This is a genomic window from Rhodococcus sp. IEGM 1406 (assembly GCF_030056745.1).
Lineage (GTDB): Bacteria > Actinomycetota > Actinomycetes > Mycobacteriales > Mycobacteriaceae > Rhodococcus_F > Rhodococcus_F erythropolis.
In genome coordinates this window covers 558,883-584,525 of the sequence record NZ_JASHKO010000005.1, presented here as the reverse complement: position 1 = coordinate 584,525, position 25,643 = coordinate 558,883, and the positions used below count along the sequence as shown (strand labels likewise).

Below are 25,643 nucleotides of genomic sequence, written 5' to 3'. Positions count from 1 at the left end.
CCTTGTCTGAGAATTCTCCGCCCCCCGAAGCGCCCAGACTGGACGGACGTTCAGGCGTGTTGACGGGCTTGCGGACGGTTTCTTTCGGCTTCCCAGCGGCAGCGATTGCTAATCATGTGACGCGCCGTAACAAAAGTCTCGCCGGTCGGGATAATTAGCCAAACGCACAAATTGGTCGTTATGGTTCGTTTGTCCGTAACGGTGCGATCGGACCTGCGACCGTCGCGAACTGGCGAGATTGCTACTCGTGATTTGTGTTTGGTGATTGCGCGGAAACAAGAAATGTCGAGGAGACACGCTGATGGGCCACTCTCGAACCTGGCTGACGCGCGCGCTGGCAATGCCGGTGGCTGTCGCGGTGACTTTGTTGCTTCCTCTCGGCAGTGTCGCCTCGGCCCAGGATTTCGAGGACGACGCAGATACTTCGGTGGTCGCCGCAGCCACAACTCCGATCTCCTTCACCGAACTCGGCCGAGGAACGGACATCGTGTTCTCTTCCGATGACGCACCAGTGTTGGTGACCGTGCCGGTGCCGGACGGACTCACCGCAACAGCCGTGACCGGAATCCTGACCGCCCCGACCGACTTCAGTAGGGGCTGGCTCGAAGTGACTTCGGACGGCAGATTGGTGAGCCGCGTCGACTTCGACGCCGGGCAGGCCGGGGCCGGGTTACCGATTTCGGTTCCCTTGCAAGGTCTCGAAGTGGTCGACCGTAGTGTGACCGTGTCGATGATCGCTCACCTAGTTCCCGTCGACGACCGCTGCTACGACCGAACGAGATACCAGCCCCTCGCGCTCCGGGATGCCTTTGTCGCCTACGACGGTGCAGAGCGACAGCCCACAACTGTTGCAACCTTCTTCCCACCGATTTTGAGGAAGGCAACCATCTACGTCACGGATGGTTCGTCAGGGGCGCAGCAGAGTGCGGCTTTGCAACTGAGTGCAGCGATTGTCAACAAGTACGGAAGTCAGCCTGGTGCCGTGGTGGTGGAGCAGCTGCCGAACGGCCAGAGTCTGCCCTCCGCTGAGCCGGGACTGTTCGAGAGAGCTGTAGTGCTCGGTAACAGTGGGGACGCCGGCATCGATCTCGCGACGGCGCCGAATGGTTCACCCGTGCTGCGGATTTCAGGGGACGACAAGATGCTCGTTCCTCAGGTCAGTCTCTTGGCGGCGAACTTCGACGGCTACTGGGCGGCGAGCAGAGCGCTGGCGTCACCGGACAACGCGGTTGCCCAGATTTCCCAGGACGCCATCACCGTCGGTGAGCTGAAGCTCGGAACGCTGACGGCTTCCGGTCTCAATCACATCGAGGTCGGCGTCCCGTTCAGTCAGTCGCAACTGGGGCGTCCGATGAAGGATGTCTCGGTGCGAATGATTGGTTCCTATGTCCCGCTACCGAATTCGCGTAACGGAGAACTGTCGATCTCACTCGGGGATAGACGACTCGCCTCGCAGACGGTTAACGAGACAGGGCGCTTCGACATCGGCGTCGATGTTCCGAACGAACTCCTGCGTCGCGACTTGACGTTCGAGGTCTCGATGGATGTGACCGGCGACTTCCAGTGCGGCACCAGTAGCCCTTCTTCGCTCACTGTGGATCCGGCCAGCACCATCACGTCCACTACCGGATTCCCGCCGACGCCTGGAGGATTCCAGTCCTTGCCTCAGTCGATGCTGCCCACACTCGATGTCGGTTTGAGTCACGGTGATTTCGCAGATCTCGTTCGAGCCCAGCGCCTCGTTGTCGCGATGCAGCGGTTGAGCTATCTGCCGCTGCAACCGCGCGTGCTCCCGTTCGGCGACGCGGCGACCAGTTCGCTGCCGGCGTTGTTGATCGCGGCGGACGGGACGCTGCCCACTCCGGTGGCTCTACCCATGGACACGGCAGATCAAGGTCTCCTGCGCTTGCAGGGTCTGGAATTCGGTGGACAATACGGTGCCTTGCAGGTGGTTTCGGGTTCGCACAACGAAGTAGTGGCGCTGACGTCTGAGGGTGATGCGGCCGATGCCGACGGTCTGCTCAACTGGTTGGAAGGTGGGAAAGACCGGTTCGCAGAACTGACCGGCGATCTACTGGTCGCACCTCGCGGAGGTGAGCCGTTCGACGTCGGAGTCGACGTCGCCCCGTTGGGCACTGCGACCTCGGCCGAAGAAGAGACCGGACTGAGCGCGGTCACGATCGGCTGGATCGGATTCGGGACCGTGGTTCTGATCGCTGTTGCCGTCGGTGGTGTGCTCGTGGCTCGGCGTCGCGGACAGTGACCGTCACCGATCGCCCGGCCCTGTCCGTCGCGGTCCACGATCTACCGGGCCGGAAGCCATGGCGGATGTTCGTCGTGCTCTTCGCGATCTACACCGCGTTGGGCGTATGGATGAACGCGGGTATCGGGTTCATCTTCACCGATTCGCTCAGTCGTGTCGCCGCGGTGTCGGCGATGCTGCTCAGCCGTGATCCGCACTTCGCGGCGATCGGATTCGTGTTCACCCCGTTGACGGCGGCAGTCCAGATTCCGATGGGCCTGATGGGTCATTGGTGGCCGGATCTGCTGCGGTGGAACATCACTGCGGTCGTGATGTCCGCGGCCTTCATGGCTGGCGCGGTGATTCAGATACGCGGGATCAGCCGCGACCGTGGGTGTCCGCGATGGGTCACCGTCGTCCTTACCGTGCTGTTCGCTGTCAATCCGATGATCGTCATGTACGCGGCGAGCGGAATGAGCGAAGCTCCGTTCCTTTTCTTCGTTCTGTGGGCGACACGTCGACTGATTCGGTGGATGCGCAGCGACGACGTACACGACCTCATCGGTGCGGGCCTCGCGTTCGCTCTGGCGTACCTCACTCGATACGACGCATTGGCACCCCTGTTTGTCGCGGTGGTGCTGGTGACCGTGGTGAGTTGGCTTCGTTTTCAACCGACAGCGGAGGAGCGGGGCGAGGGCGCAGGACCTGGCTTGCGGCTCTGGGCAGCAGCGCTCGACGGCGCCGTCGTGCTGATGCCGGGTTTCCTGGCCTTCGCCTTGTGGTCGTTTGCCAGTTGGCTCATCACGGGTCAAGCGTTCCAACAGTTCTCGTCGGTGTACGGGAACAGTTCCATCCTGGAACAGGCTGGTGCCGGAACCGACTCACCGGTTGCCCGCCTTGCGTTCTCGATCACCGAAATGGCGGTACTCGGGCCGGCGCTCCCGGTGTTCGTGGTCCTGGCAGTCATCTACGCACTTCGGCGGCGCGACACCGAAGTGGTGGTGCCTCTTGTGCTGTTCGGCGCCATCCTCGGAGCGCAGACGTTGCTCTACCTGATGGGATCGACGTTTCCTCTTCTGCGCTTCTACATTTCGATCATTCCGCTGTGTTTCGTATTGGTCGTCCTGATCGCTCCTCGCGGAGCGCCGGTCATCACGCGTCGACCAGGGGCTGCTGCGTCGCGCTCGGTGTCGACGTACCCCGAGCAGGCGGGACCGTCTCTACCTCTTGTGATCTCCCTGTGCTTGCTGGTCGGTTCGACGCTGGTCACGTTTGTCGCGATGGGTAGTGCGCGGATCGCAGTGCTCGAGCATTCCATTGCCAGCGCGATCATTCCGGGCCGCCAGAACCTGGAGGAGCAGACGAATCTACGCACGTTTGCGGCCGAGCGTCGCATCGCCAGGTACCTGGACGACTTGGCTCTGCCGGAGGGGTCGGTTCTGCTCGACACCGTACAGAGCTATGCCGTCGTGGCGTCGTCGAACAACCCTCGGCAATTCGTCGTGCCTTCCGATGCGGACTTCGTGCGCGTACTGAACAACCCGGCCGAACATCACGTCGAGTACATCCTGTCGGTTCCGAACACCGGTCGCGGTGTGTCGGACGCGGTCAATCGGCGTTATCCGACGATGTACGACACTGGTGCCGGCGGTGTGGGAGCACTGGTGCTCGAGGTGCCCAACGACGGCGGCATGGACCCTTCGGCCTGGCGTTTGTATCGCGTGACCGGTGAACGTCAAACGGGTCGATGAGGGAATTCGTGTGGGAGGATTGTCCGTATGACGTGGATGGTTGTAGATGTCTTCTGAAGAAGCGCGTCCGCGTGTGCGTGGCACAGTGCGTCGCCGTATCGCTGCCGCTGTAGTCAGCTTTGCAACCGTCGCGGTCGTGACAGGAATGTTCACGACGCCGGTGGTTGCCGATTCGCCCAAGACGGTTCGGGTCGGAGCGTCGTCGAGCGGACTGACACTCGACGGACAGCCGTGGTGGCCCACCGGGCTCAATGCTTATCAACTGGCCACTGATTGGTCGGTGAACTTCGGCTGTGGCGCGATGGTCGATCTCGATGCCTACTTCGGTTCTCTGCCACCGAATTCCGTCACGCGTTTCAACGCCTTCCAAGCGCTCGCGGTGAACAAGGTGTCCGGGGAGATGGATTTCGGACCGATGGACGCGGTGTTCGACGCTGCGGCGCGACACAACCAGTTCACGATTCCGGTGCTCTCACCACAGGACAGCGGGTGTGATGACGGGCTGTTCAAATCCAGGGACTGGTACACCGACGACTGGAAGGTTGCGAACCTGATCCCAGGTCGAGCCACCATGAGCTTTCAGGACTGGATGCACACCGCCGTCGACCGTTGGAAGAACGAGCCTTCCGTCGCGGCGTGGGAACTGGTGGGGGAGCCGGAACCGAGCCTGTGTACCGACGCCGCCTGCAATTGGTGGACAAGAACGTGCCCGTCTGATTCCGCGCAGGTGTTGCGGGAGTTCTTCGACACGGCAGGCGCCGAACTTCGGGCGATCGATCCGAACACCCTGATCACGGCGGGATACGTCGGGGGCGGTCAGTGCGGCACTGCTGGTGACGACTACCAATACGTGAGCGAGTCCGACTTCGTCGACATTCTGCAGTATCACGACTACGGAGCAGACGGGGTTCCGCTTCCGGGCGACCAGTGGAACGGACTGGCGCGTCGCATCGAACAGGCCACGAACGTCTCGAAGCCGTTGTTGGTCGCTGAGACAGGCGAATTGGCGGGCAGTTGTGAATCATTGGCAACCCGAGCCACGAATATCGAGACGAAGCTGACGGGGCAGAAGGCGGCCGGCACGGCCGGAGCTCTCCTGTGGGCCTTCGTACCGGATCCGCGGCCGAACGAGTGCACAATGGACATCGGGCCCGACGATCCACTCTTCGACGTGATCGCTTCACTGGCAAGTTAGGACACTGCTGGTAGTCCACTAGGAGTTCCGCCCAGTGGGAGTATGGTCACGATCTGATAACAACCTGAACCTGGCGTTGTGACGTGATGACCGTATTTCGTTTGCATCCAATGGTATTCAGTGGCATTCACCTGCGGATAACCGAACTTGAAGGCCCGCGGGACCAAGCAGGACTATCGACGTGGCACCCGCAGGACCTACGTCCGGTTGTGCGAGGACGGTCCAATCGAGACGCCGGCAACGGAAGTTGCGCTGTACCTGCCCCTTTGGTTGACAGAGCAGTCCCTTTCCGATTGACGTCGAAATGCGGGCACGACCGTTCGCCGCGGTAACGGGTAGTGAGCGGAGTTCGGTGCGGCCCTCGCGGAAGTGACAATGTGGGGTGGTGTGTAGCTCTCGCGCGCAACGAATTCCGAGTTCGAGTCGACTTGCGACGGCATCGGCTGCCCGGTAGACCTTGTGCGCAGGCTGTACATGCGATGTGAGCTTTCGGTCGTCGAAATGAGGGGACGACCGCTGCATGCGCGTAACGGTAAGTGTGTGGAGCATCGCGTGAGCGGAGAGGTGAACGATGACTGGATACTCTGAACGGCCTTTCAGGACTGCGGTGGTACCGGCTGCCGGGATGGGGACCCGCTTCCTTCCGGCCACCAAGACGATCCCGAAAGAGCTACTCCCCGTCGTGGATACGCCCGGGATAGAACTGGTTGCCAGCGAAGCGGCTCAGGCCGGTGCAGAACGCTTGGTGATCGTCACCGCGCCAGGCAAGGCATCGGTGATCGGTCACTTCGTCGAGGACCTGGTGCTCGAGGGCAAGCTCGCCGCGAGTGGAAAGCACCATCTGCTCGAGCGTGTGCGTCGAGCACCTGGCCTCATATCGGTGAAGCCTGTCGTCCAAGAAACCCCGCTCGGCTTGGGTCATGCCGTCGGTCTTGTCGAGTCGGTGTTGGATGCCGACGAGGACTCGTTCGCGGTGCTGCTTCCCGACGACCTGGTTCACCCCTGCGGCGTTCTCGACGCTATGGCGAAGGTCCGTGCCGAGCGTGGTGGTTCTGTGCTGTGCGCGTTCGACGTCGCGCCCGATCGTGTGGGTGCGTACGGAGTATTCGACGTCCAAGCGCCTGAGGAAGGCGATGACCCCGATGTGCTCGCGGTCGTCGGCATGGTGGAGAAGCCGGACCCGGCGGATGCTCCGTCCACCCTCGCCGCAGCCGGACGCTATCTGCTCGATCGCGCCGTGTTCGATGCGCTCCGGCGAATCTTGCCTGGGCAAGGTGGTGAGCTGCAGCTGACGGATGCGATAGCGCTGTTGATCGCGGAGGGGCATCCGGTTCACGTCGTCGTCCATCACGGAACCCGCCACGATCTGGGTAACCCGGGAGGCTTTCTGCGAGCATCTCTCGACCATGCGCTCAGTCGCACCGAGTACGGTCCGGAGTTGCGAGTCTGGCTCAAGGAACGATTGGATCAGCCGGATCCGCAGTTGACGTACTGAAGAATGCCGTCCATGACAGCTGAGATCGGAATATGTTTTGGTGCAAGAGAATCCGCACCATTTTCGGTTAGTGCGTATGTGAATGTCGGTAGCCCGGATTCATTCGCTGCGTTTGTCGATACCGCGTCGGGTGAGTTCGTCCACCAGGGACTGTGTCGCAATCGTCGCGACGACCGACGGTGGAGTCGTTCCAGGCTCCGCCTCCTCAGAGGTCAGATAACCGGCGGCTACGAGGACCTCCATGATCGGAGCGTCGAAGACCTGACATGCCGTCCGCATCGTGTCCTGCGTGGGAGGGCGCTTGGCCGACAGCCATCGACTCAGCTCGGAAGGTCGAATCTTCAGCGCACGCGCAGCTTCCTGGATGTCGCCGAACGAGCGAAGTTCCAGTTGATTCTCGACCCATGCGGAGAAACCACTCATAGCGGTCATATTGCCTGAGCCGAGAGGTATATGCCACTTCCTTTCGGCCACGAGTCGAGGACAATTGGATATCTGCCATGTCGTGGCAAAGTTTTACGTCGACGATTCGCTTATTTGCAGTTACGCGACGTCGCCGACTGAGGCTGACTTCTGCGCTGAGCGGGGATTATTCAGCCCGGCGTTGGCGAAGGGTGAAATTGAGGGTGAAATGCATAAAATTCGATTGTCGGAAGCAGGAACTCAATGACAACGCCGAGTCAAATCAGACCTGAAGGCCTTCGGGATGATGCCGCTCCGACGGCAGGGCGAACAGGCAGAATTCCTTTGTCGCCGACTACCGCCGTCTGGATGGCGATCGCGGTCGTAGTTCCGATATACCGCTCGTTGCCCGGCGCCGTCACGCAGTTGTGGGCGATGGCAGTGCTTGCGGTCATCGTGGCGTCAGTAGCACTGGGACGAGTTGCTCGGCCGCAGTTTGTCGGCGTCTGGTTGATCGCCGGCTACGCCGCTCTTGTCGCCACGGTAACAGCAACGCGTGGCAGTGACGTCACCGGAAATCTCTACGTTGGAATCCAACTCTTCATTGTTCTCGGGCTCGGAATATTTGTGATGGTCGCCAATGTCCGGCGCGATCCGGAATTTGTCAGGCGTGTATGTATTGCGTTCATAGCAAGCCAATCGGTTTCTGCTCTGGTCGCCGCTATCCAATTGGCAGGTTCATCCGTCTTCGGTTTCGGTGTTGTGAACGGTCGTGCTCCAGGTCTGGCAGGTCACCCGAACGTTCTGGGCATCATGTCCTCACTTGCGCTGATTCTGTGCCTGGGGGCTGCAGTGCAAAAGGTCGGAAATCGGGTCGTTCTGGTGCTGATCTCGATTGTGAACGCGGTGGGACTGCTGGCAACCGGTAGCTTGAGTTCGTTGTCGGCGTGCGCGATCGGATTGATCGTGGTGGCGATTTCTTCGCGAGTGAAGATCGCCACCATCGTCAAGAGTTTTGTCGGTGCCTCCGTCCTCTTCTGGATCGAAATCACCTACACCGAGTTCGGAAAGCACCTGGAGACGCCGGCCGATCGATACCTTCAGGTCACAGGGCAGACCAAGGCCGTCAGCACTCTAGAGATCCGTAACGATACTTACGGATTCGCTTGGGACGCTATTCGTGCGCATCCGCTGTCCGGGGTGGGTTTGAACGCGGCCAATGCGGCCTCGTTCGACAACGTCACAGTCGTCCACAATGTGTTTCTACGATCCTGGTACCAAGGCGGGGTGGTGCTTGCCCTGGCTGTGGCACTGATCATCTGCGCGTCGGCATTGGTTGCGTTCAGATCGATGAAGTCCGGCAAGAACGCCGCCGCGGCCGGCGTTCTGGTCTCGATGATGACGTTCGCTCTGACATCGGCATTTTTCGAGCAGGCATACTACTGGCTACCGGTCGTACTCGCGTTTGCGTGTCTTTCGACCGACAGCGATCGGACCGCGAGCTCCAAAGCTCAACCGGCGCAACAATCTCCGATCGGGAACTGAGGCTACGTGTTCAGTCCGTGGAAGGTTTTCTCCCAGTACGACGGATTGCGTATCAACTGATAGGTGCCCTTTATGGCTGCGATGCTCATCAGTACCCAGTAGAGCGGAGCGGTGAGGCAGGCAATCAGCAGCATGGGATTCCGCGTCTCGCGGCACGCCACCAAGTTCATGTAAAGGACTGCAGCGTTACCGAAGACGAGTGACACGAGTGCCGGAAAGTAGACGTAGTTGGGAAATACGTCGTGGATGACCTCAGGCTGGCCGAGGATCCATCCGAGACTGATCAGCCAGAATGCCATGTTCAGCGTCGCCACGACGGGTGTACCCGCCATCAAGATCGTGAAGCGTAGAAATCCGACCGTGCCGAGTCCGCGCCACAGTTTCACGGGTTGACGCATGTGAACCAGCCAAGTCTGCAGGTAGCCCTTGTACCAGCGTGAGCGTTGTCGGATCCAGTTGATCGTGTCGCTGTTGGCCTCCTCCAGCGTCGTCGAGTTCAGAACAGCGGTCCGGTAGCCGCTCTCGGCGATGCGAACTCCGAGATCTGCGTCCTCCGTGACGTTGAAGGGATCCCAGGCGCCGATCTCGTCGAGCACACTTCGCCGAAGGTGATTGGACGTGCCCCCCAAAGGAATCGGTGACTGACTGCGCATCAGCCCAGGGAGGATGAAATTGAACCAGAGGGCGTAGTCGGCCGTGAACCATGCGGTCAACAAATTCTGAGTTCCGTTGTGAAATGCGAGTTTCGCCTGAACGCACGCAGTATTCGATGGAAGTTTTGCGAAAGTTGCTACCACACGACGTAACTGGAGCGGATCCGGAGAGTCCTCGGCGTCGTAGATGGTGATTATCTCGCCCGTAGAGAAGTGCAATCCGTAGTTACAGGCTTTGGGTTTGGTGCGCGGATCTGCAGCAGGGACCTTCAAGATACTCACCACAGCATCGACTCCGGCGGCAGTCGCAGCTTCGATAGTGACAGTGTCATCCTCTTCGAGGAGCAAGAGCACCTGCAATTTGTCCGAGGGGTAGTCGATCGCGCGCATAGCGGAAATCAGGTCTCCGACTACTTCCGGCTCGTTGTATGCCGGAACAAGGATTGTGTAGTGCGGGAGTTCTTCGTCCGAAAGCGAGCTTGCCTCTTGATCGCTGATCGTCATGATCGAGGAAGCATCCAAACCTCTTGTGAACAGCACGAGTCGATCAACCATCGCCCACACGTAACCGAGAGTGCACGCCAATGTGAGAACGATCAGCGTGGGAGTAAGGAAGAAGACCAGACACACCATGGTGATCACGAGAATCAGGAGCAGGATGTTGCGCTGCCACGGATAGAACGCAACTGATGCCGATGAAATCGGTTTGCGTTCACGCAGTCCGTTCACAGCGTCGTGGAGTGCGGCTCGTTTGAATTCTTCGGAGCTTTCGCCCTCAACCGAGAGATCGGGATCTACCACTTCTGTGCCTCCACGACGAGCCTTCCGAGTGACTGGAGCATACCTAGATCCTTGTACTGAGATTCGCTGTCCACAGTCGATATCCGGCCTCTGAGTAGAACGGCCAAGGTGTTGCTTCCATTCGAAGCCATTGATGGTTTCGGTTCGGGGAACAAGGCATTCGGTTCATGATTGTCCACTGTCAAGAGTGTGACGCGTTGTGCGGCACCGTCGCCGCGTGTCCACACGAAATTGAGGTTGCTCCAGGTGAGTAGGAGGGAGTCGTCGACAACTGTGTACATTTCCGCGACGACTCCACGACTCAACTCGACTCGTACGGTGGGGCTGACACGTGCGTTCTGGAGATCATAAGTTGTATTGCTCGGATAGACAGACAGAGTAGACGGGCGACGCACTTGAACAACGTCCATTTGGACAGTGCGTGGGCGCATCTGGGTGTCCCAGGCAGGATTGGGCGTATCAGCACGAATCGTCTGGCGAGTGAGTGCCGAAGTGGAACCGAAGTATTTTCTCGGCCAATCGTATTCGTTGGTCGAGATTTCACGCCAACCAGCGGGGACGATGAGGCGTGGATCAGCAGTCGCCGGCGGGCCTACCGAGACCGGAACGCCCTGAGCGGTGGGCACCGGCGTAAAGAACATCACGATCGCCGCGGCGAACACCACCAGGATCGTCCAGTTGCTGGTCGACGTCGAAGGATTCCGGAGCGGACGCTCGAACGGCTTCCATGACCTTCCACGTCGCTCGTACAGGTAGAAGAACCCGCCTACCAGTAAAGCGCTACCTAGTGCTGGTAGCAGCTGGATGCTGAACAAGGGTGCAGTCGGGTACTGACGGGAGAGATAGTAGACCAAGGCGGCACCCAGGACGGACGAGCCGACGAACCCGGCGAATCCTCGTCTCCAGGTCCTACTGACGGCGATCGTCGTTGCGGCCGAAGCGACCAGCACCATGATGATGCTGTAGTCGAATCGAGTGCCGCCGAGTTCAGTCGCCAGCGTGCGGTAGATGAGCGGCGCCAGGACGATCGGAACAACCCAGATTGCCCAGTAGCGGTTCACCGGACGCAGCCCGAACATGAGAACCGCTGCGCTCCAGACGAATACCCAAGCCGCGATTACATCGATATGCATCAGTTCATAGTTCTCGGCAAAACGTGGCATGAGGAGTGCCTGTAAACCCAGAGAGACAAGTAAGCCGATACCGCCGACAATCTTGTCCGTCTCGCGGTCGTGGATCGGAAGGTCCGGGCCTCGCCGCAAATCTGTTCCGACGGCGGCTATCAGGCAGAGCAAGGGGAGGACAAAAACGTATCCGATGGCGGTACCGCTCGCGGTGCTCCTCCACAAATTGGTCCAGGTAGGCCAGAAAGCAAAGATTGTCGCGGCTGCAATCATCAGCCAACGTACTGTGAGGCGGGGGATAATTCCCGACTGCGTGCGTAGGTCGCGAATCTTCAAGATATGTAGTCCTATTCGAACTGGTCGTCTACTCCGGCCGTGTCGGCTGCAGCGAGGTTGTGTCAGCGAACCCGACTTTTGTCGACCTTACGTGATCGATCGCAAGGTGCGAATCCGCACACCGGCCGATGCGGAATGGCCGAAGCCGGCTAAGAATCTCACATATTGAGACGAAGGAAAAATTTCTTTTCGGGGCCGGTTAGTTGCGAACTGGACGAGCGACCTGTTCTTGTTCTGATGTTGATGCCTGTATCAGCAAGGGCTGTAGTGCTATTCGCCTTCGAATTGCACATCGAAACGGCAATAGGGACCAAGATCCCTGTCGGGGACGTAGGTCCCCAACGGCGCAGGCACCTTCTGTCGGCGAAAGTCATAGCGTTGGTTACCAATGGAAATGATCCTCTGTTCAGGCGGTATCGGTAATGCGGTGCCCTGTGGCAACCGCCTACTGGCGAGTAAGGTCCTCCCGTTTGCCGCACTTTCGTTGAAGTAACGCGATAGTTGCTTCTGAATCGATTTCTCGTCCAGTTGTTCCAGTCGATCCGCCGCGGAAGGGCGAGAGGCAAAGCGCTTGCGCTGCGGCCATATTGGAATAGGTGGGGGTGTGGGCGGCTACAGGCCTGAACTGGGATGACTTTGCGTTTGATCCTGCGCTCGGACAGTGCTGCAATGTAATCCAATCGGAGCGTGAGAGCGTTCCGATTCTCGAACAATTGCACTCCTCGGATCGAAGCGAGCAATTTGCTGTTCCAGTGGATTGCTCAAATCTGGTGAATCACGCTCAACACCTGTCAACGACACACGGATTCAACGACACACGGATTCCACGAATGAGGAAGGGACTGATCACGTGACGGCGCTCGACGTGTCCACACTGGGCAAGACCAAGCACACGCTTCCCCGCGCAGTGCCCGACCTCCGCCGCGGATCGACTTCTCGGAGGGAATGGGAAACGGCATACCGCAGAAGGCTGTTCCTGGGCGATTCGGTGATCATCGTGGCGACGGTTTTTCTGGCTCAATGGCTACGATTCGGCGGAGACGGCCGTGCGGTAAGCCCCGGAATCCTCGGGCAACTCAGCTACACCGGTGTGTCAATTGCATTGGCGGCGATGTGGTTATCGTCTTTGGGGATCTTCCGCACTCGCTCGATTCGTGTGATCGGCAGCGGCCCCGAGGAGTACAGACGAATCTTCGTCGCGACAGTTCGCCTCTTCGGTCTCATTGCGATTGTCAGCTTGCTGTTGCAGTTGGACATCGCACGGCTCTATCTGGCCTTCGCATTTCCGGTCGGTCTGACCGCACTGATGGCGAGCCGCTGGATCTGGCGAAAGGTGATCGCGCGGAAGCGGTCTCGCGGCGATTTTCAGACGTCCGTCTTGGTCGTGGGAAGCCCGGTTGCAGTCAAGAAAATGGCCCAGACCTTCGAACGAGCTCCCGGTGACGGGTACCGGGTAGTGGGCGTCTGCCAACCCAGTCAACTAGGACGTCGCGACAGAGTCATAGTGGTCGACGGCAACGAAATACCGGTCCTAGGCGACGAGCACGACGTGACCGACGCACTCGATTTGGTCGGTGCCGATGCGGTGGCGGTTACGGCGACGGAACACCTCGGCTACGACGGTATGCGGAAACTGGCCTGGGATCTGGAGTGTAAGGACGTCGATCTTGTTGTGGCACCGGGAATCCTGGATGTTTCCGGTCCGCGACTGTCGATGCGGCCGGTGGCGGGCCTTCCACTGATTCACGTCGAACGTCCGCGATACCATGGTGCTCAACGGTTCGCCAAGACAGCCTTCGACGTCGTTTTCGCATCTGTCATTCTCATTTTGATCAGTCCCGTTTTGATCGTGACGGCCTTGGCAGTCAAGTTCACCAGTCGGGGTCCTGTGCTCTATCGGTCGGAGCGAATGGGATTGGACGGGGTTCCCTTTCCGATGCTGAAGTTCCGATCGATGGTTCAGAACGCAGAGACGCAGGTCGACAGCCTGCTGTCGGATAACGAGGGCGCCGGCGTCCTGTTCAAGATGCGTGACGATCCTCGGGTTACCAAGGTGGGGCGCGTCATTCGAAAGTTTTCGATTGACGAGTTGCCTCAGTTCGTCAATGTGCTCCGTCGCGAGATGAGCGTAGTTGGCCCGAGACCGCCGTTGAGGCGTGAGGTAGAGGCATACGACGGGGCCGTCAAAAGGCGACTGCTGGTCAAACCGGGTATCACCGGTTTGTGGCAGGTGAGCGGGCGCTCGGATCTTTCGTGGGAAGAAACCGTTCGGCTGGATCTGTCCTATGTCGACAACTGGTCGATGGTCGGGGACGTGATGATCGTCGTGAAGACGCTCAAAGCCGTAATGGCTAGTGACGGCGCATACTGATCCGTTCAGTCAGTCTTTCGTATTCGTATCGCGAATCCGATTCGCCATTCCCGGCGAACTCTGCCTGGGATCCGAAGTAAGGGAACTGCGCAATGCACACTGGCCAATCGGTGGTGCTCGATGAGAACTTTGGGGGAGCAGGCTCGATGTCGTCAACAAAATACTCGATGTATTTGGCGGTGATTCCAACCTATCGGAATCCGTGCATCGAGGTGTTGCGTGAGATGGAAGAAGGAAATCTCGATATTCTCGCTTCGGACTACGGGCTGGATTCCACGGTGCGAACTGGCATCGACAAGGATTTCTACGACCCCGTTCGACGGATCGGAATCTTCGGTGACAAGGTTCTTCTTCAGGTGGGTTCTTGGAAAAATCCGCTTTCCGCGTCCGTGACTATCCTGGATTTGAATCCCCGTAGTCTCACATCGTGGAGTATTTTGGTCCTTCGGCGAATAGCGCGTCGCCGTACTCTTCTTTGGGGCCATTTGCATCCCAGGCAAGGTTCTTCGTCGAAGACGGCTTTCCTTCGGCGAACGATGCGCCGCTTGTCTCAGGGGACCATTCTTTACGGGTACGCCAGTGTGGTCCCAGCCAAGCTCGAGGTTCCAGGCCAACCAGTTTGGGTTGCACCCAATTCTTTGTACAAACGCGCTGACATCAACGCTGGTAACATCGGCGAATCGCGTAGATCAATTGTCTATGTCGGCCGATTGGTTGCCGAGAAGAACGTCGATCAATTGGTTCCAGCTTTCCACCGATCGGGCCTCGTAGACGAGGGTGCCGTGTTGGAAATCGTGGGTTTCGGCAATGCGGTGGAAACGATAGAACGGCAAATTCTCGAATTAGGTCTGGAAGAGTCCGTTGTGGTACACGGTCGCATTGAAAGTCCGATCGAACTTGCTGAAATCTACGCACGCTCAATCATGTCGATCTCTCCCGGATACGTCGGGTTGAGTGTCACTCAGAGTTTGGGATTCGGAGTCCCGATGCTGTACCCCGAGGACGCCCCGCACGCCCCCGAGATCGAACTTGCTGCTGTCGGTCCTATGCAGAGTTACTCACCGACGACCGAGGAGTCGCTGGCTGCGGCGCTGCGAGACTACTTCCTGCATCTTGTCTCCAATCCCGTTCCAGCGGAGGAAGTTTCAGCGAAGGTCGGGGATCTCTATTCCGCCGAAACCATGGCATCGGGGATCTCTGCTGCGTTGCGAGGTCAGGTCGTCGAATTCGACAATGAGGGATGGCCCAAGGAGATGGTCGTACGATGAGCAACCGATCACGCCTACCGTCAGGTGTCAGGCGAGCCCTTCGCGGAATTATGAATGGACTCGCAATATCGAACGGGAATGTTTCAGTAGGGCGCGACTTCAACGCCGGCCGTGGAGCTATCATCAGTGCGCCTCACCGACTGAATATCGGCGATAATGTCAGTGTCGGACCCCGAACCGTTATTCAGGTAGATGGCTCCATCGGATCCCACGTCATGATCGGAATGAACGTCTACATCGTGGGGCGCGAAGACCACGCGATCGACGAGGTGGGTATTCCGATGCTCGCGTCGACGTGGGTGGGGGACCGTCAGCCTGGTGCCCGCGATTCTGTCGAAATTGGAACAGACGTATGGATAGGCGCCTGTTCGGTGATATTGAGCGGTGTGAAGATCGGTGACGGTGCGGTTATCGGAGCCGGTTCGGTCGTGACGAACGACGTCGAGAGTTTCTCGGTGAATGTCGGAGTTCCGGCACGGAAAGTCGCCGAACGATTCGAGAGTGACACGCAGAGAAGTGCACACCTGCAAGCTGTGCACGGACTGCCGTCCTGAGTTAGCTGAAAAGGGAAATGAGCACGATGGATAATCAGGGAAATAAAATCCTGATCGTGGGAATAAACTATTCTCCTGAGCCAACCGGTATCGCTCCGTACACGGAGGGTTTGGCAAATGCGATAGCGGATGCCGGTGCTGACGTCAGGGTAGTGACAGGCTATCCGCACTATCCATTCTGGCGAAAGATGGATGGCTTCTCAGGTCTGTCCTCCGTAGAGCAGTCGGAAAATCTGACGGTTCAAAGACTTCGTCATTACATCCCTCGGAATCCCAGCTTCCTGCGAAGAATTCTGATGGAGGCAAGTTTCGCTTTGAGAGCGACCTGGGCGACTCTTTTCCATCGAGCAGACCTCATACTGTGTTTAAGTCCTACACTTTTGTCCTCGGCGGCATTTGTCATCAGGACCAGGCTCCTTCGGTCGCGCACACCCGTGGTGCTGTGGGTGCAGGACTTCTACGGACTGGGCGCGTCCGAGACCGGTCAGCTGAGCGGAGGCCTGTCGTCTCTCGTTGATCGAGCCGAATCCTGGATCTTGCGAAAGTCCGATCACGTCGTCGTGATCCATCCACGGTTCGCGAAGCATGCTCAGGACAACCTCGGAGTCGACTCGAGCAGCGTCACAGTCATCAGGAACTGGACCCACCTGGATCTCTCCCAGTCTGCCTGCACCCGAGAAGATTCGCGAAAGCGATTGGGCTGGGGGCCGGAACAGAAGATAGTTCTGCATGCCGGCAATATGGGTGCCAAGCAAGGGCTCGAGAACGTAGTGGACGCCGCGCGTTTACTTGGGCCGCGGCAGTCCGACATCAAATTCGTGCTGATGGGGGATGGGAATCAGCGGGCCCATCTCGAAGAGCTGTCCGAGGGATGCACCGGGATCGAATTCATGGATCCTGTTGGCGGCGAGGACTTCACCGATGTGCTGCGAGCAGCGGACGCACTACTTCTCAACGAGTTGGCCGATCTTCGCAGTATGGCCGTTCCGAGCAAACTCACATCGTATTTCGCTTCAGGGGTACCCGTCGTCGCGGCTACGTCTTCGGACAGTGCCTCCGGCGAGGAGATCGCCCTGTCCGGGGCGGGAGTACGTGTTGACGCCGGAAATCCGGAAGCATTGGTACGTGAAATAGAGATGCTGGTATCCGACCCCGTCCGTGCCGCTCAACTCGCGCGAAGCGGGGGGGAGTACGTGCACGAAACCTTGTCTCCCGGCTCTGCCACCACGGCGTTCGGTGACCTCTTCGACGGACTCATCAATCGAGACAGTTTGCCGACTCGACCGACGCAAGCCCGAGCGCGATGACACACCCGCAGCTCTCCCTCGGTGAATTCACCGGGGCAGGATACGACAAGGGACGTCCGGCATCAGTGCAGGTCGCCTGGCTCGCGGTGGCACCACTGTTCCGGGCCTGGTTCGTGCCGGCACGCATACGAGTTGCCATTCTCAGACTGTTCGGCGCTCAGATCGGTGATGCAGTCCTGATTCGGCACGGCGTGAAGATCCATTGGCCGTGGAAACTGTCGATCGGTGATAACACTTGGGTGGGTGAGGGAGCATGGATCCTCAATCTCGAACCGGTGAGTATCGGGTCGAACAGTTGTGTCTCGCAGGACGTCTTTCTGTGCGCGGGCAGTCACAGCAGAAAGTCACGGACTTTCGAGTTCGACAACGGACCGATCGTCATCGGCGACGGAGTGTGGATTGCGGCCAGGTCCACAATTCTCCGTGGCACGTCGGTCGGTGACCACTCGGTTATCGGCGCAAATTGCCTTGTTACATCTGATGTTCCGGCGAGTTCGATCGTCCGCGCCCCGGTTTCGTCGATCGGACGACCATGAAGGGCGCACGACCGCGCTGCGCCGGGGTTCCGCACTCGTTCGAGTGCCCGGGTGGTGGAACATGAAGGTGATGACGAACCCCCTGGTGGTTCAGTTCACGGGAATCGCCGGCGGACGTCTTGTCGGTGCGTTGATTCAGGCACTGAGTATGGTCCTACTCGCGCGTATCTCCGGTCCGTCCGGCTTTGGAATCTTCGCTGCGGCTTATGGTGTCGGACTGGTGCTTCAGACCATTCTGAACTTCGGGTTCACCCCATTTCTGGTTCGGATCCGTGCGTTGGGTGACCAGGACCCCCTCATCGCGTCGACCTTGGAGTTCTCGCGCCGCGCCAACCTGGCCGTTGGTGCATTGCTGGCATTTACCGCGGCGGTAGCCGCGGTCTTCGAGCCGAAGCTTTGGTTCGTAGTGCCGTTGACAGCTTGGGTTGTTCTGGACAATTACGTCGAGACGCTGCTCTCGCTACCACTCGCTGACGGGAATACCTGGCAGAACGCGGTGTCGTTGCTCCTCCGGCGAGCACTTGCTCTCGTTTTTGTTGCGGCGGCTTGGCTCGCAGGAGTCGACGCAGTGTTCTGGTATTCCGTGGGCCTCGCGTTCTCTTCGATGATCGCTGTCTTCGTGGCCATTCGGCTCGGACCGGCGATCACTCGTGTGAGATCGAGACGCTCGTACAAGTCGATCATCGGCAAGTCTTCGCACTTCTGGTTGAATTCCGTTGCTACTCAGACGCGCAACTTCGACGTACTGCTGGTTGGACTTGTCACGTCGCCGGCCGTCTCCGGAATCTACGGCGTGACGAGTCGTATCACCACGCCGTTGCGGCTGATTCCCACATCATTTGCGGCAGTTCTCATGCCGGCGGCGGCGCGCTCGACGACCGGGCGAATCACCCAGGGCATTCTGCGACCCGCGATGTACGTATGCATCGCAAGCGCGGTGATCTTCGGTGTGATCGCAGCTGCCATACCTGTGCTCGTTCCACCGATTTTGGGCGATGCGTACGTAGACGCGGTACCGGTAATGCAGGTCGTCTGCTTCAGTTTGATCTTCGCAGCGATCTCGTCCCAATTGAATGCGATTCTGCAAGGTACGGGCAGAGTTGAAATTGTCTCCTACATAACGGTTGTGAGCACCTTGATCTGCCTCGTCGGAATCGTGCTTGCTGCCCCCCGTTACGGGGCGCTCGGAGCGGGGTGGTCGCTCTCGCTCAGCTATGTACTTCAAACCGCATTGCTGACCTGTGTCGTTGTCGTTGCAATGAGGAGGGATCCCCATGCGTAGGTTCTTCATGAGTATCGCAGCAGCTCAGGGCAATCTGGGTGACATCGAGATACGGCGAACAGCAGTCGACTACATGCGTGAACTGGGGTTCAAACCCGTTGTCTTTTCCGGCAGTATGAGCGCGGAGTACGTCGATGCCTTCGATTGGGAACCAACCGACGAGGTCATGGATTCGGGTATCAGCTTCTGGCGAGCGATTTTGTCCGATACGGTGCGCCGAAAGCGGGCAGTGATCGTGATGGCACCTGGGCCGGCGGTTCTGGGGGCTTCAGCAGCAAGCGTCGTCAAGCACTCGTTGTTGGTGACAGTCTTTGCGGTGCTGCGCATTTTCGGTACACGAGTCCTCGTTTTGGGACGGTCGATCGAGGTGCGAAGCTCGATGGCGGCAGTACCCGAGAAGATCCTCGTCGGCGTAGCCGACGTCTACGCGGCACGTGACAAAAGGACGTGTGAGTACCTGCGAGGCAAGAGTCGGTTCTATCCCGATCTCGCGTTCCGGGCCGGCGTATCCGACGGAGCGAAGTCTGCAGGCCGAGAATCTGCGAGCCGAGAAATAGCCTTGCTTTCACTTCGGCATGACCGACCGGTGAACTACGCGGTTCTTCGGTCGATCCACAGTCAGGTCGAGGCAATCGGCTTGAATCTGGTGGCCTGCTGCCAAGTTGCCGAGGACGACAACCACAATCGTGAAGTTGCTGCAACGCTGGGTATTCAGTACGTGGGATGGGACGATGACGTGACCCATCGGCAACAGGAGTCCGCTGTCCGCGCCCTGTACGAGCGCGCTGCCGTAACCATCAGTGACCGCCTCCATGTTTTGATCCTGAGCGCTCGAGGCGGATCGATACCGGTGATGGCGGGCAGCAGTTCGGTACCGAAGCTGAGGGATTCGCTGGAACCGGTACTCGCGCCGCAGGCCTCCTGGATGGACGATGCGACGGGTGGCAGCTTGAATCTCGGGCACGACGAATCTACCCGTATCTCTCGCGGAATGGATTCCGCTGCCGCGGAACTGGAGGATTTGAGATCGCGGATCAAGGGGGCAGTAATGCCGTGAGGGTTTCTCAGTTCTGGTTGTGGGTTCGTTACTCCCACACAACACAATTCGGCCGATGACTACTCGCAGACAAGTATCTGCTTCGAGGACGGAGTTTCAAGTGAAACGTGCACTGATTACCGGAATTACAGGCCAAGACGGTTCATACCTGGCCGAGCTGTTGTTGAGCAAGGGATACGAGGTCCACGGACTTATTCGTAGGTCGTCCACGTTCAATACAGCTCGAATCGATCACATGTATGTGGATCCCCACACGCCGGATGCAAAACTGTTCCTTCACTACGGAGATCTCAGCGACGGGGCGCGTTTGGTCACTCTTCTCGCACAGATACGCCCGGACGAGGTCTACAACCTCGCAGCGCAGTCCCACGTGCGGGTGAGCTTCGACGAGCCAGAACATACCGGTGACACCACGGGAATCGGGTCGATCAGGTTGCTCGAAGCAGTCCGGATGGCTGGTCTCGAATGCAGGTTCTACCAGGCGTCCAGTTCCGAGATGTTCGGTGCGACACCGCCTCCGCAAGACGAGCAGACTCCCTTCTACCCGCGATCGCCGTACGGTGCGGCGAAGGTGTACTCGTACTGGATCACCAAGAACTACCGCGAGGCGTACGGGATCTTTGCCGTGAACGGAATTCTGTTCAACCACGAATCTCCCCGGCGAGGCGAAACATTCGTCACTCGCAAGATCACGCGAGCGGTGGCGCGGATCAAGGCCGGTCTGGAAAGCCATTTGTACATGGGCAATCTCGATGCAATCCGCGACTGGGGCTATGCGCCGGAGTACGTGGAGGGAATGTGGAGAATGCTTCAGGCCGACGAACCGGACGATTACGTGCTCGCGACAGGCGGTAACTACTCGGTCAAGGATTTCCTGACGGTGGCCTTCGAGCACGCCGGCCTGAACTGGGAAGATCACGTGCGCTTCGACGAGCGCTATCTGCGGCCGACGGAAGTAGATGCGTTGATCGGAGATGCCGGTAAGGCGGAGCAGAAGCTCGGTTGGAAGGCGACTGTGCATACCCCGGAGCTGGCTCGAATCATGGTCGATGCGGACATCGAGGCTCTGACGTGTGAGGGCAAGCCCTGGATCGACCGTCCGAATCTGGTGGATTGGGAGCACGCTCGATGACGGGGGAGTACACGCAGAAGTCCCTCGATCGGAGCGACGCGGTATACGTTGCGGGCCATCGTGGACTCGTTGGTTCAGCGATTTGGCGTCGGTTGGAAGCCGACGGCTTCAATCGCCTTGTCGGTCGCACGTCCGCCGAACTCGATCTTCGCGACCGCGGTGCCGTGTTCGAATTCTTCGCCGCTGAGAGGCCGAAGAACGTGGTCCTCGCGGCGGCCAGAGTGGGCGGGATACTGGCGAACAGCACACTGCCGGTGGACTTCATCTCCGACAACCTTCGCATCCAGGTGAACGTGATGGACGCGGCGGCCGAATTCGACGTAGATCGCCTTCTATTCCTCGGATCATCCTGCATCTACCCGAAATTCGCGCCTCAACCGATTCGCGAAGAGTATCTACTGACCGGTCATCTGGAACCGACGAACGATGCATATGCCATCGCAAAGATCGCGGGAATCCTGCAGGTACAGGCTGTTCGCAAGCAGTTCGGGCGACCGTGGATCTCCGCGATGCCGACGAACCTCTACGGCCCGGGTGATAACTTCTCTGCCAAGGGCTCTCATGTGCTGCCGGCCCTCATCAGGCGCTTCGACGACGCGCGCCGTGATGGAGCTGCGTCAGTCGTGAACTGGGGCAGCGGGACGCCGAGGCGCGAGTTTCTCCACGTCGACGACATGGCGGATGCCTGCCTTCATTTGCTCGACCACTATGACGGAGCAGAACACGTCAATGTTGGTACGGGCGAGGACCAGAGTATCGCGGAGATTTCCGCGATCGTGGCGGACGAGATCGGGTTCGACGGCGAGATCGAATGGGATCACTCGAAACCTGACGGGACGCCGCGGAAGTTGCTTGACATCGGGAAGCTTCGAGATTTGGGGTGGCAGCCCAGGATTGATCTTCGTGCGGGGATCGCATCGACCGTGGAGTGGTATCGACAGAATGTCGATTCGATCAGGACATGAAGTACTACAGCATTATTCGACGTAAACCCGACTTCGACAGGCAGACATCGTTATGACTTCTCGTATTGCGGTATTCGGCACCGGCTACCTCGGGGCGACACATGCAGCTTGCATGGCCGAGTTGGGTCACGAGGTTCTCGGGGTGGATGTTGATCCGAACAAGCTCGCTATGCTCGAAGCTGGGGAGGTTCCCTTCTACGAACCGGGCCTCGAGGAAGTGCTGCGCCGCAACATAGCCGCGGGACGTCTTCGATTCACGGCTTCCTACGAGGAGGCCGCAGAGTTCGCCGACATCCATTTCCTCGGCGTCGGTACGCCGCAGAAGAAGGGGGAGTTCGCGGCCGACATGCGTTTTGTCGATTCGGTGATCGAGACGCTTGCACCCCTCTTGACCAGGCCGACCGTCATTTTCGGGAAATCAACTGTGCCAGTGGGTACAGCAGAGCGATTGGGTTCGCGGGCACGGGAACTGGCCCCTGCCGGACAAGACGTCGAGGTGGCGTGGAACCCGGAATTTCTCCGGGAAGGCTACGCGGTGAAAGACACGCTTCACCCGGACCGGCTTGTGCTCGGGGTCGACCGTAATCGACCCGGACGTGCGGAATCGGTTGCGCGTGAAGTGTACGAGCAGCTCTTGAACGAAGGTATTCCCTTCGTTGTGACCGACCTTGCGACTTCGGAGTTGGTCAAAGCGTCAGCCAATGCATTTCTGGCGACGAAGATCTCGTTCATCAATGCGATCTCGGAGGTGTGCGAGGCGTCGGGCGCGGATGTGACCGTTCTTGCCGATGCCATCGGCCACGACGAGAGAATTGGTAGGCGATTCCTCAACGCCGGAATCGGTTTCGGTGGTGGCTGCCTACCTAAGGACATCCGTGCTTTCATGGCACGTGCGGGTGAGCTGGGAGCAGACCAAGCACTCACTTTCCTACGCGAAGTCGACAATATCAACATGCGTCGTCGTACTCGGATGGTCGAACTGGCTCGAGAAGCGTGTGGTTCTCTACTCGGAGCCAATGTGGCGGTTCTCGGTGCAGCCTTCAAGCCTGACTCCGACGACGTGCGCGACTCACCTGCGCTGAACGTTGCCGGCCAGATTCAGCTCCAAGGCGCTGCCGTCAATGTCTATGACCCGAAGGCCATGGGAAACTCGAAGGCGTTGTTCCCCACCCTCACTTACACTTCGAGTGCACTTGACGCGTGTGCAGGGGCTGATGTCGTCTTAGTTCTGACCGAGTGGACCGAGTTTCGAAAGTTGTTGCCGTCGGATCTCGAAGCGGTCGTCCGCAAGAAGGTCATCATCGACGGACGTAACTGCCTGGAACCGACCACCTGGCGCGACGCAGGGTGGACCTATCGAGGTCTTGGAAGGCCGTAGATCGGTGAAACCATCAGTGAGGGATGGCTATTGCACGGCGTCGAGGGGAGTGCCCGCGTGTCTGGGACGAAGGTCCGTCAGTAGATGAACTGTTCCGGTGTGGAAACTTCGATCGCCGCCCGTCGATTTCGGGGCGAGTGGTGTTTGCCCTGTTCGATTGGTGTGCACCGGCTTCCGGTGGCGGCGGGCGTTGTTGGATGTTCGCGGACTTTGGTCCTACGGCCGGCTGCGGGTGTGTGATCTTCGCGTGGTCAGCACATTCGGCTGGCGAAATCGAGGGGTTTCGATGCTGCGTTGCGGTGGTGAAAAGAACCACGACACAGTAGAGTTCAGCCTGGCTGCACGTTACGTCCGCTCTCTTCGATGTGCAGTGAACTCCAGGTGGCGGTGTCGGCCGATGAGGCTGACGAAGAGAACTGGACCCGATGTCCGTGTCGCAGGTTCGCCGCTGCGTCAACATGTAGTCGTGCCGTCAAGTGTGGACCACGAACTGAGATGCGTGAGATGCCACGAAGGTTTCTTGTCCCTGCCTGTTTCGGGATCGACCTCTCTGTGACGCAGGGACGCGCGATAAAAAGATTGGCTGCCTCGTTCAGCCTGGATTGAGTGCAGCGGCTCGACAAGCGGCTGTCGATTACTACTCGAATACGTACTACGTGCTCGAGCCGAAGGAGATTCGACGATGGATGTACGGGACTACCTGAAGATCTTGCAGGCACGGTGGAAAATAGTCGTTGTCGTCACCGTGGTTGTGATCTTGGGCGCTTTGGGTGCCTCGTTGATTGCGACACCGGTCTACCAGGCTTCCACGCGCCTGTTCGTGTCGACTTCCACTGGAACGACTGTGAACGAGGCTTACCAAGGCAACCAGCTTTCACAGCAGTTGGTCACCTCCTACGCCAAGCTCCTCACTGGGGAGACGCTCGCGCAGCGAACAATCGATGCAGTGGGGTCAGATCGATTGGGTGGGCTGTCCGCGGCGGAGATCTCGTCGAAGGTGACCGCCACATCGGCGCCGGATACTGTACTTCTCGATTTGAGCGTGCAAGATGCGTCGCCTGAACTGGCACGCGAAATCGCAAATGCGCTGTCGGACGAGTTTGTCGTGATGGTCAAAGATCTGGGTACGCCCGCGAATGGTGGCACAGCGCCGGCGCGCGTCGTTGTTGAGCAGCGAGCACAAACTCCCGCGGAACCGGTGTCGCCGAAGACTTCGCGGAACGTGGCGCTCGGTGCCGCGATCGGGCTTCTGCTGGGGATCGGATTGGCTGTCGTGCGTGATCGCCTGGACAACACCGTCAAAGAGCGCAAGGTGGTCGAAGACATCGCCGGCGCGGCGATGGTGGGAACAATTCCGTTCGACAAGGAACGCGAAGTTCATCAAGCGATCAACTTCCACGAGGGCAACTCCGCAAGTGCCGAGGCGTACCGCGAACTGCGAACCAATCTGCAGTTCCTGGCCGTGGATCGTCCACCGAGTGTCATCGTCGTCACGAGTTCTCTTCCCTCCGAGGGAAAGACCACGACCGCGGTGAACATCGCACTCGTGCTGGCCGAGGCAGGCAAGAAGGTGTGTCTCGTCGAAGGTGACCTCCGTAAGCCTCGCGTTTCGAAGTACCTTGGACTTATCGGAAGCGTCGGTCTGAGCTCGGTCTTGGCTGGGCAAGCAGATCTCGACGACGTACTTCAAGTCACGAGCAACGCTGACCTAACGGTTCTTGCTTCAGGTCCGATTCCCCCGAACCCGAGCGAACTGCTGGGGACTGACACTGCCCATGCAGTCTTTACCGATCTCCGCAGAAGGTTCGACTACGTCATCATCGACGCCTCGCCGTTGCTTCCGGTTACGGATGCTGCAGTGCTTTCAGCGCTGGCGGACGGTGCGCTCGTGATTGCTCGTCACGGCTCGACGAAGAGGGATCAGCTGAGCAGGGCGGTCGGCAATCTCCACAGTGTGGGCGCGACAATTCTCGGCACTGTCATCACGATGACCCCGCTGAACGGTCGTGGTGTCTACGAGTACAAGTACTACTACGATTCCGATCCGGTTGTCGCAGACGTGGCCGTGGGAGGTTCCGTGGACAGCAATCCAGTCGGCGAACGAAGGGTAACGTCGACAGTCAACTGATCTGGTCGTACGTTAAATCCCGACGCCTCACAGGGCCCTCGAGCAATGCTCGAGGGCCCTTCTCTATGTGGTGAATCGGACGCAATTCACTAGTCGGGTCCTCTGAGTCTGCGACGCTGCG

Annotated in this window: 19 protein-coding genes; 16 read left to right on the top strand and 3 right to left on the bottom strand. The window is 59.0% G+C overall.

Features of this window, described 5'->3' with window-relative positions:
• Positions 1-301 precede the first annotated feature (301 nt).
• The 4 genes from QM596_RS24710 to QM596_RS24695 all read left to right on the top strand — a co-directional run bounded on the left by QM596_RS24710 (position 302) and on the right by QM596_RS24695 (position 6,683).
• Positions 302-2,263 (top strand): hypothetical protein, encoded by a 1,962-nt coding sequence (locus QM596_RS24710; protein WP_205907559.1) that lies wholly within the window; start codon positions 302-304, stop codon positions 2,261-2,263.
• Positions 2,260-3,993: a glycosyltransferase family 39 protein gene (locus tag QM596_RS24705; RefSeq protein WP_019747446.1), complete on the top strand. Its 1,734-nt coding sequence runs from the start codon at positions 2,260-2,262 to the stop codon at positions 3,991-3,993. The genes QM596_RS24710 and QM596_RS24705 overlap by 4 nt, the downstream gene beginning before the upstream one ends.
• Positions 3,994-4,039: 46 nt before the next feature.
• Positions 4,040-5,188, top strand: a complete 1,149-nt coding sequence (locus QM596_RS24700) for a hypothetical protein (protein ID WP_020968736.1) — start codon at positions 4,040-4,042, stop codon at positions 5,186-5,188.
• A gap of 571 nt (positions 5,189-5,759) precedes the next feature.
• Positions 5,760-6,683 carry a UTP--glucose-1-phosphate uridylyltransferase gene (locus QM596_RS24695; RefSeq protein WP_020968737.1) on the top strand — a complete coding sequence of 308 codons (924 nt, stop codon included), beginning with the start codon at positions 5,760-5,762 and terminating at the stop codon, positions 6,681-6,683.
• Positions 6,684-6,782: 99 nt separating this feature from the next.
• Here the strand turns inward: QM596_RS24695 and QM596_RS24690 are convergent, their stop codons facing one another.
• On the bottom strand, positions 6,783-7,106 hold the full coding sequence (locus QM596_RS24690; RefSeq protein WP_020968738.1) for a helix-turn-helix domain-containing protein: 324 nt from the start codon (positions 7,104-7,106) through the stop codon (positions 6,783-6,785).
• Positions 7,107-7,454: 348 nt separating this feature from the next.
• On the opposite strand from QM596_RS24690, the gene QM596_RS24685 reads away from it, so the two are divergent.
• The gene (locus QM596_RS24685; RefSeq protein ID WP_283310179.1) at positions 7,455-8,630 is read left to right on the top strand and encodes an O-antigen ligase family protein; all 1,176 of its coding nucleotides are present in this window, start codon (positions 7,455-7,457) and stop codon (positions 8,628-8,630) included.
• 2 nt (positions 8,631-8,632) lie between these two features.
• On the opposite strand, the gene QM596_RS24680 is transcribed toward QM596_RS24685, so the two are convergent.
• Together QM596_RS24680 and QM596_RS24675 are read right to left on the bottom strand one after the other, a co-directional pair.
• Positions 8,633-10,084 carry a glycosyltransferase gene (locus tag QM596_RS24680; RefSeq protein WP_029254697.1) on the bottom strand — a complete coding sequence of 484 codons (1,452 nt, stop codon included), beginning with the start codon at positions 10,082-10,084 and terminating at the stop codon, positions 8,633-8,635.
• Positions 10,078-11,544: a hypothetical protein gene (locus QM596_RS24675; protein WP_232816784.1), complete on the bottom strand. Its 1,467-nt coding sequence runs from the start codon at positions 11,542-11,544 to the stop codon at positions 10,078-10,080. The genes QM596_RS24680 and QM596_RS24675 overlap by 7 nt, the downstream gene beginning before the upstream one ends.
• An 850-nt stretch (positions 11,545-12,394) precedes the next feature.
• Here QM596_RS24675 and QM596_RS24670 point away from each other — a divergent pair.
• The 11 genes from QM596_RS24670 to QM596_RS24620 all read left to right on the top strand — a co-directional run bounded on the left by QM596_RS24670 (position 12,395) and on the right by QM596_RS24620 (position 25,522).
• A complete protein-coding gene (locus QM596_RS24670) occupies positions 12,395-13,915 on the top strand; it encodes a sugar transferase (protein ID WP_502943434.1) in 1,521 nt (506 codons plus the stop codon).
• Positions 13,916-14,025: 110 nt separating this feature from the next.
• Positions 14,026-15,183, top strand: a complete 1,158-nt coding sequence (locus tag QM596_RS24665) for a glycosyltransferase (protein WP_283310176.1) — start codon at positions 14,026-14,028, stop codon at positions 15,181-15,183.
• A gap of 215 nt (positions 15,184-15,398) precedes the next feature.
• Positions 15,399-15,737, top strand: a complete 339-nt coding sequence (locus QM596_RS24660) for a DapH/DapD/GlmU-related protein (protein WP_024487404.1) — start codon at positions 15,399-15,401, stop codon at positions 15,735-15,737.
• A gap of 17 nt (positions 15,738-15,754) precedes the next feature.
• Positions 15,755-17,044 carry a glycosyltransferase gene (locus tag QM596_RS24655; protein WP_024487405.1) on the top strand — a complete coding sequence of 430 codons (1,290 nt, stop codon included), beginning with the start codon at positions 15,755-15,757 and terminating at the stop codon, positions 17,042-17,044.
• Positions 17,041-17,580: a DapH/DapD/GlmU-related protein gene (locus tag QM596_RS24650; RefSeq protein WP_020968746.1), complete on the top strand. Its 540-nt coding sequence runs from the start codon at positions 17,041-17,043 to the stop codon at positions 17,578-17,580. Before QM596_RS24655 ends, QM596_RS24650 begins: the two co-directional genes overlap by 4 nt.
• A gap of 70 nt (positions 17,581-17,650) precedes the next feature.
• Positions 17,651-18,862 (top strand): lipopolysaccharide biosynthesis protein, encoded by a 1,212-nt coding sequence (locus QM596_RS24645; RefSeq protein WP_158510647.1) that lies wholly within the window; start codon positions 17,651-17,653, stop codon positions 18,860-18,862.
• Positions 18,855-19,919: a polysaccharide pyruvyl transferase family protein gene (locus QM596_RS24640; RefSeq protein WP_020968748.1), complete on the top strand. Its 1,065-nt coding sequence runs from the start codon at positions 18,855-18,857 to the stop codon at positions 19,917-19,919. Before QM596_RS24645 ends, QM596_RS24640 begins: the two co-directional genes overlap by 8 nt.
• Positions 19,920-20,019: 100 nt before the next feature.
• On the top strand, positions 20,020-21,051 hold the full coding sequence (gene gmd / locus QM596_RS24635) for a GDP-mannose 4,6-dehydratase (protein ID WP_020968749.1): 1,032 nt from the start codon (positions 20,020-20,022) through the stop codon (positions 21,049-21,051).
• On the top strand, positions 21,048-22,016 hold the full coding sequence (locus QM596_RS24630) for a GDP-L-fucose synthase family protein (protein ID WP_019747431.1): 969 nt from the start codon (positions 21,048-21,050) through the stop codon (positions 22,014-22,016). The genes gmd and QM596_RS24630 overlap by 4 nt, the downstream gene beginning before the upstream one ends.
• Before the next feature lie 52 nt (positions 22,017-22,068).
• Positions 22,069-23,394 carry a UDP-glucose dehydrogenase family protein gene (locus tag QM596_RS24625; RefSeq protein WP_019747430.1) on the top strand — a complete coding sequence of 442 codons (1,326 nt, stop codon included), beginning with the start codon at positions 22,069-22,071 and terminating at the stop codon, positions 23,392-23,394.
• Between the two features lie 682 nt (positions 23,395-24,076).
• Positions 24,077-25,522: a tyrosine-protein kinase domain-containing protein gene (locus QM596_RS24620; RefSeq protein WP_019747429.1), complete on the top strand. Its 1,446-nt coding sequence runs from the start codon at positions 24,077-24,079 to the stop codon at positions 25,520-25,522.
• Positions 25,523-25,643 lie beyond the last annotated feature (121 nt).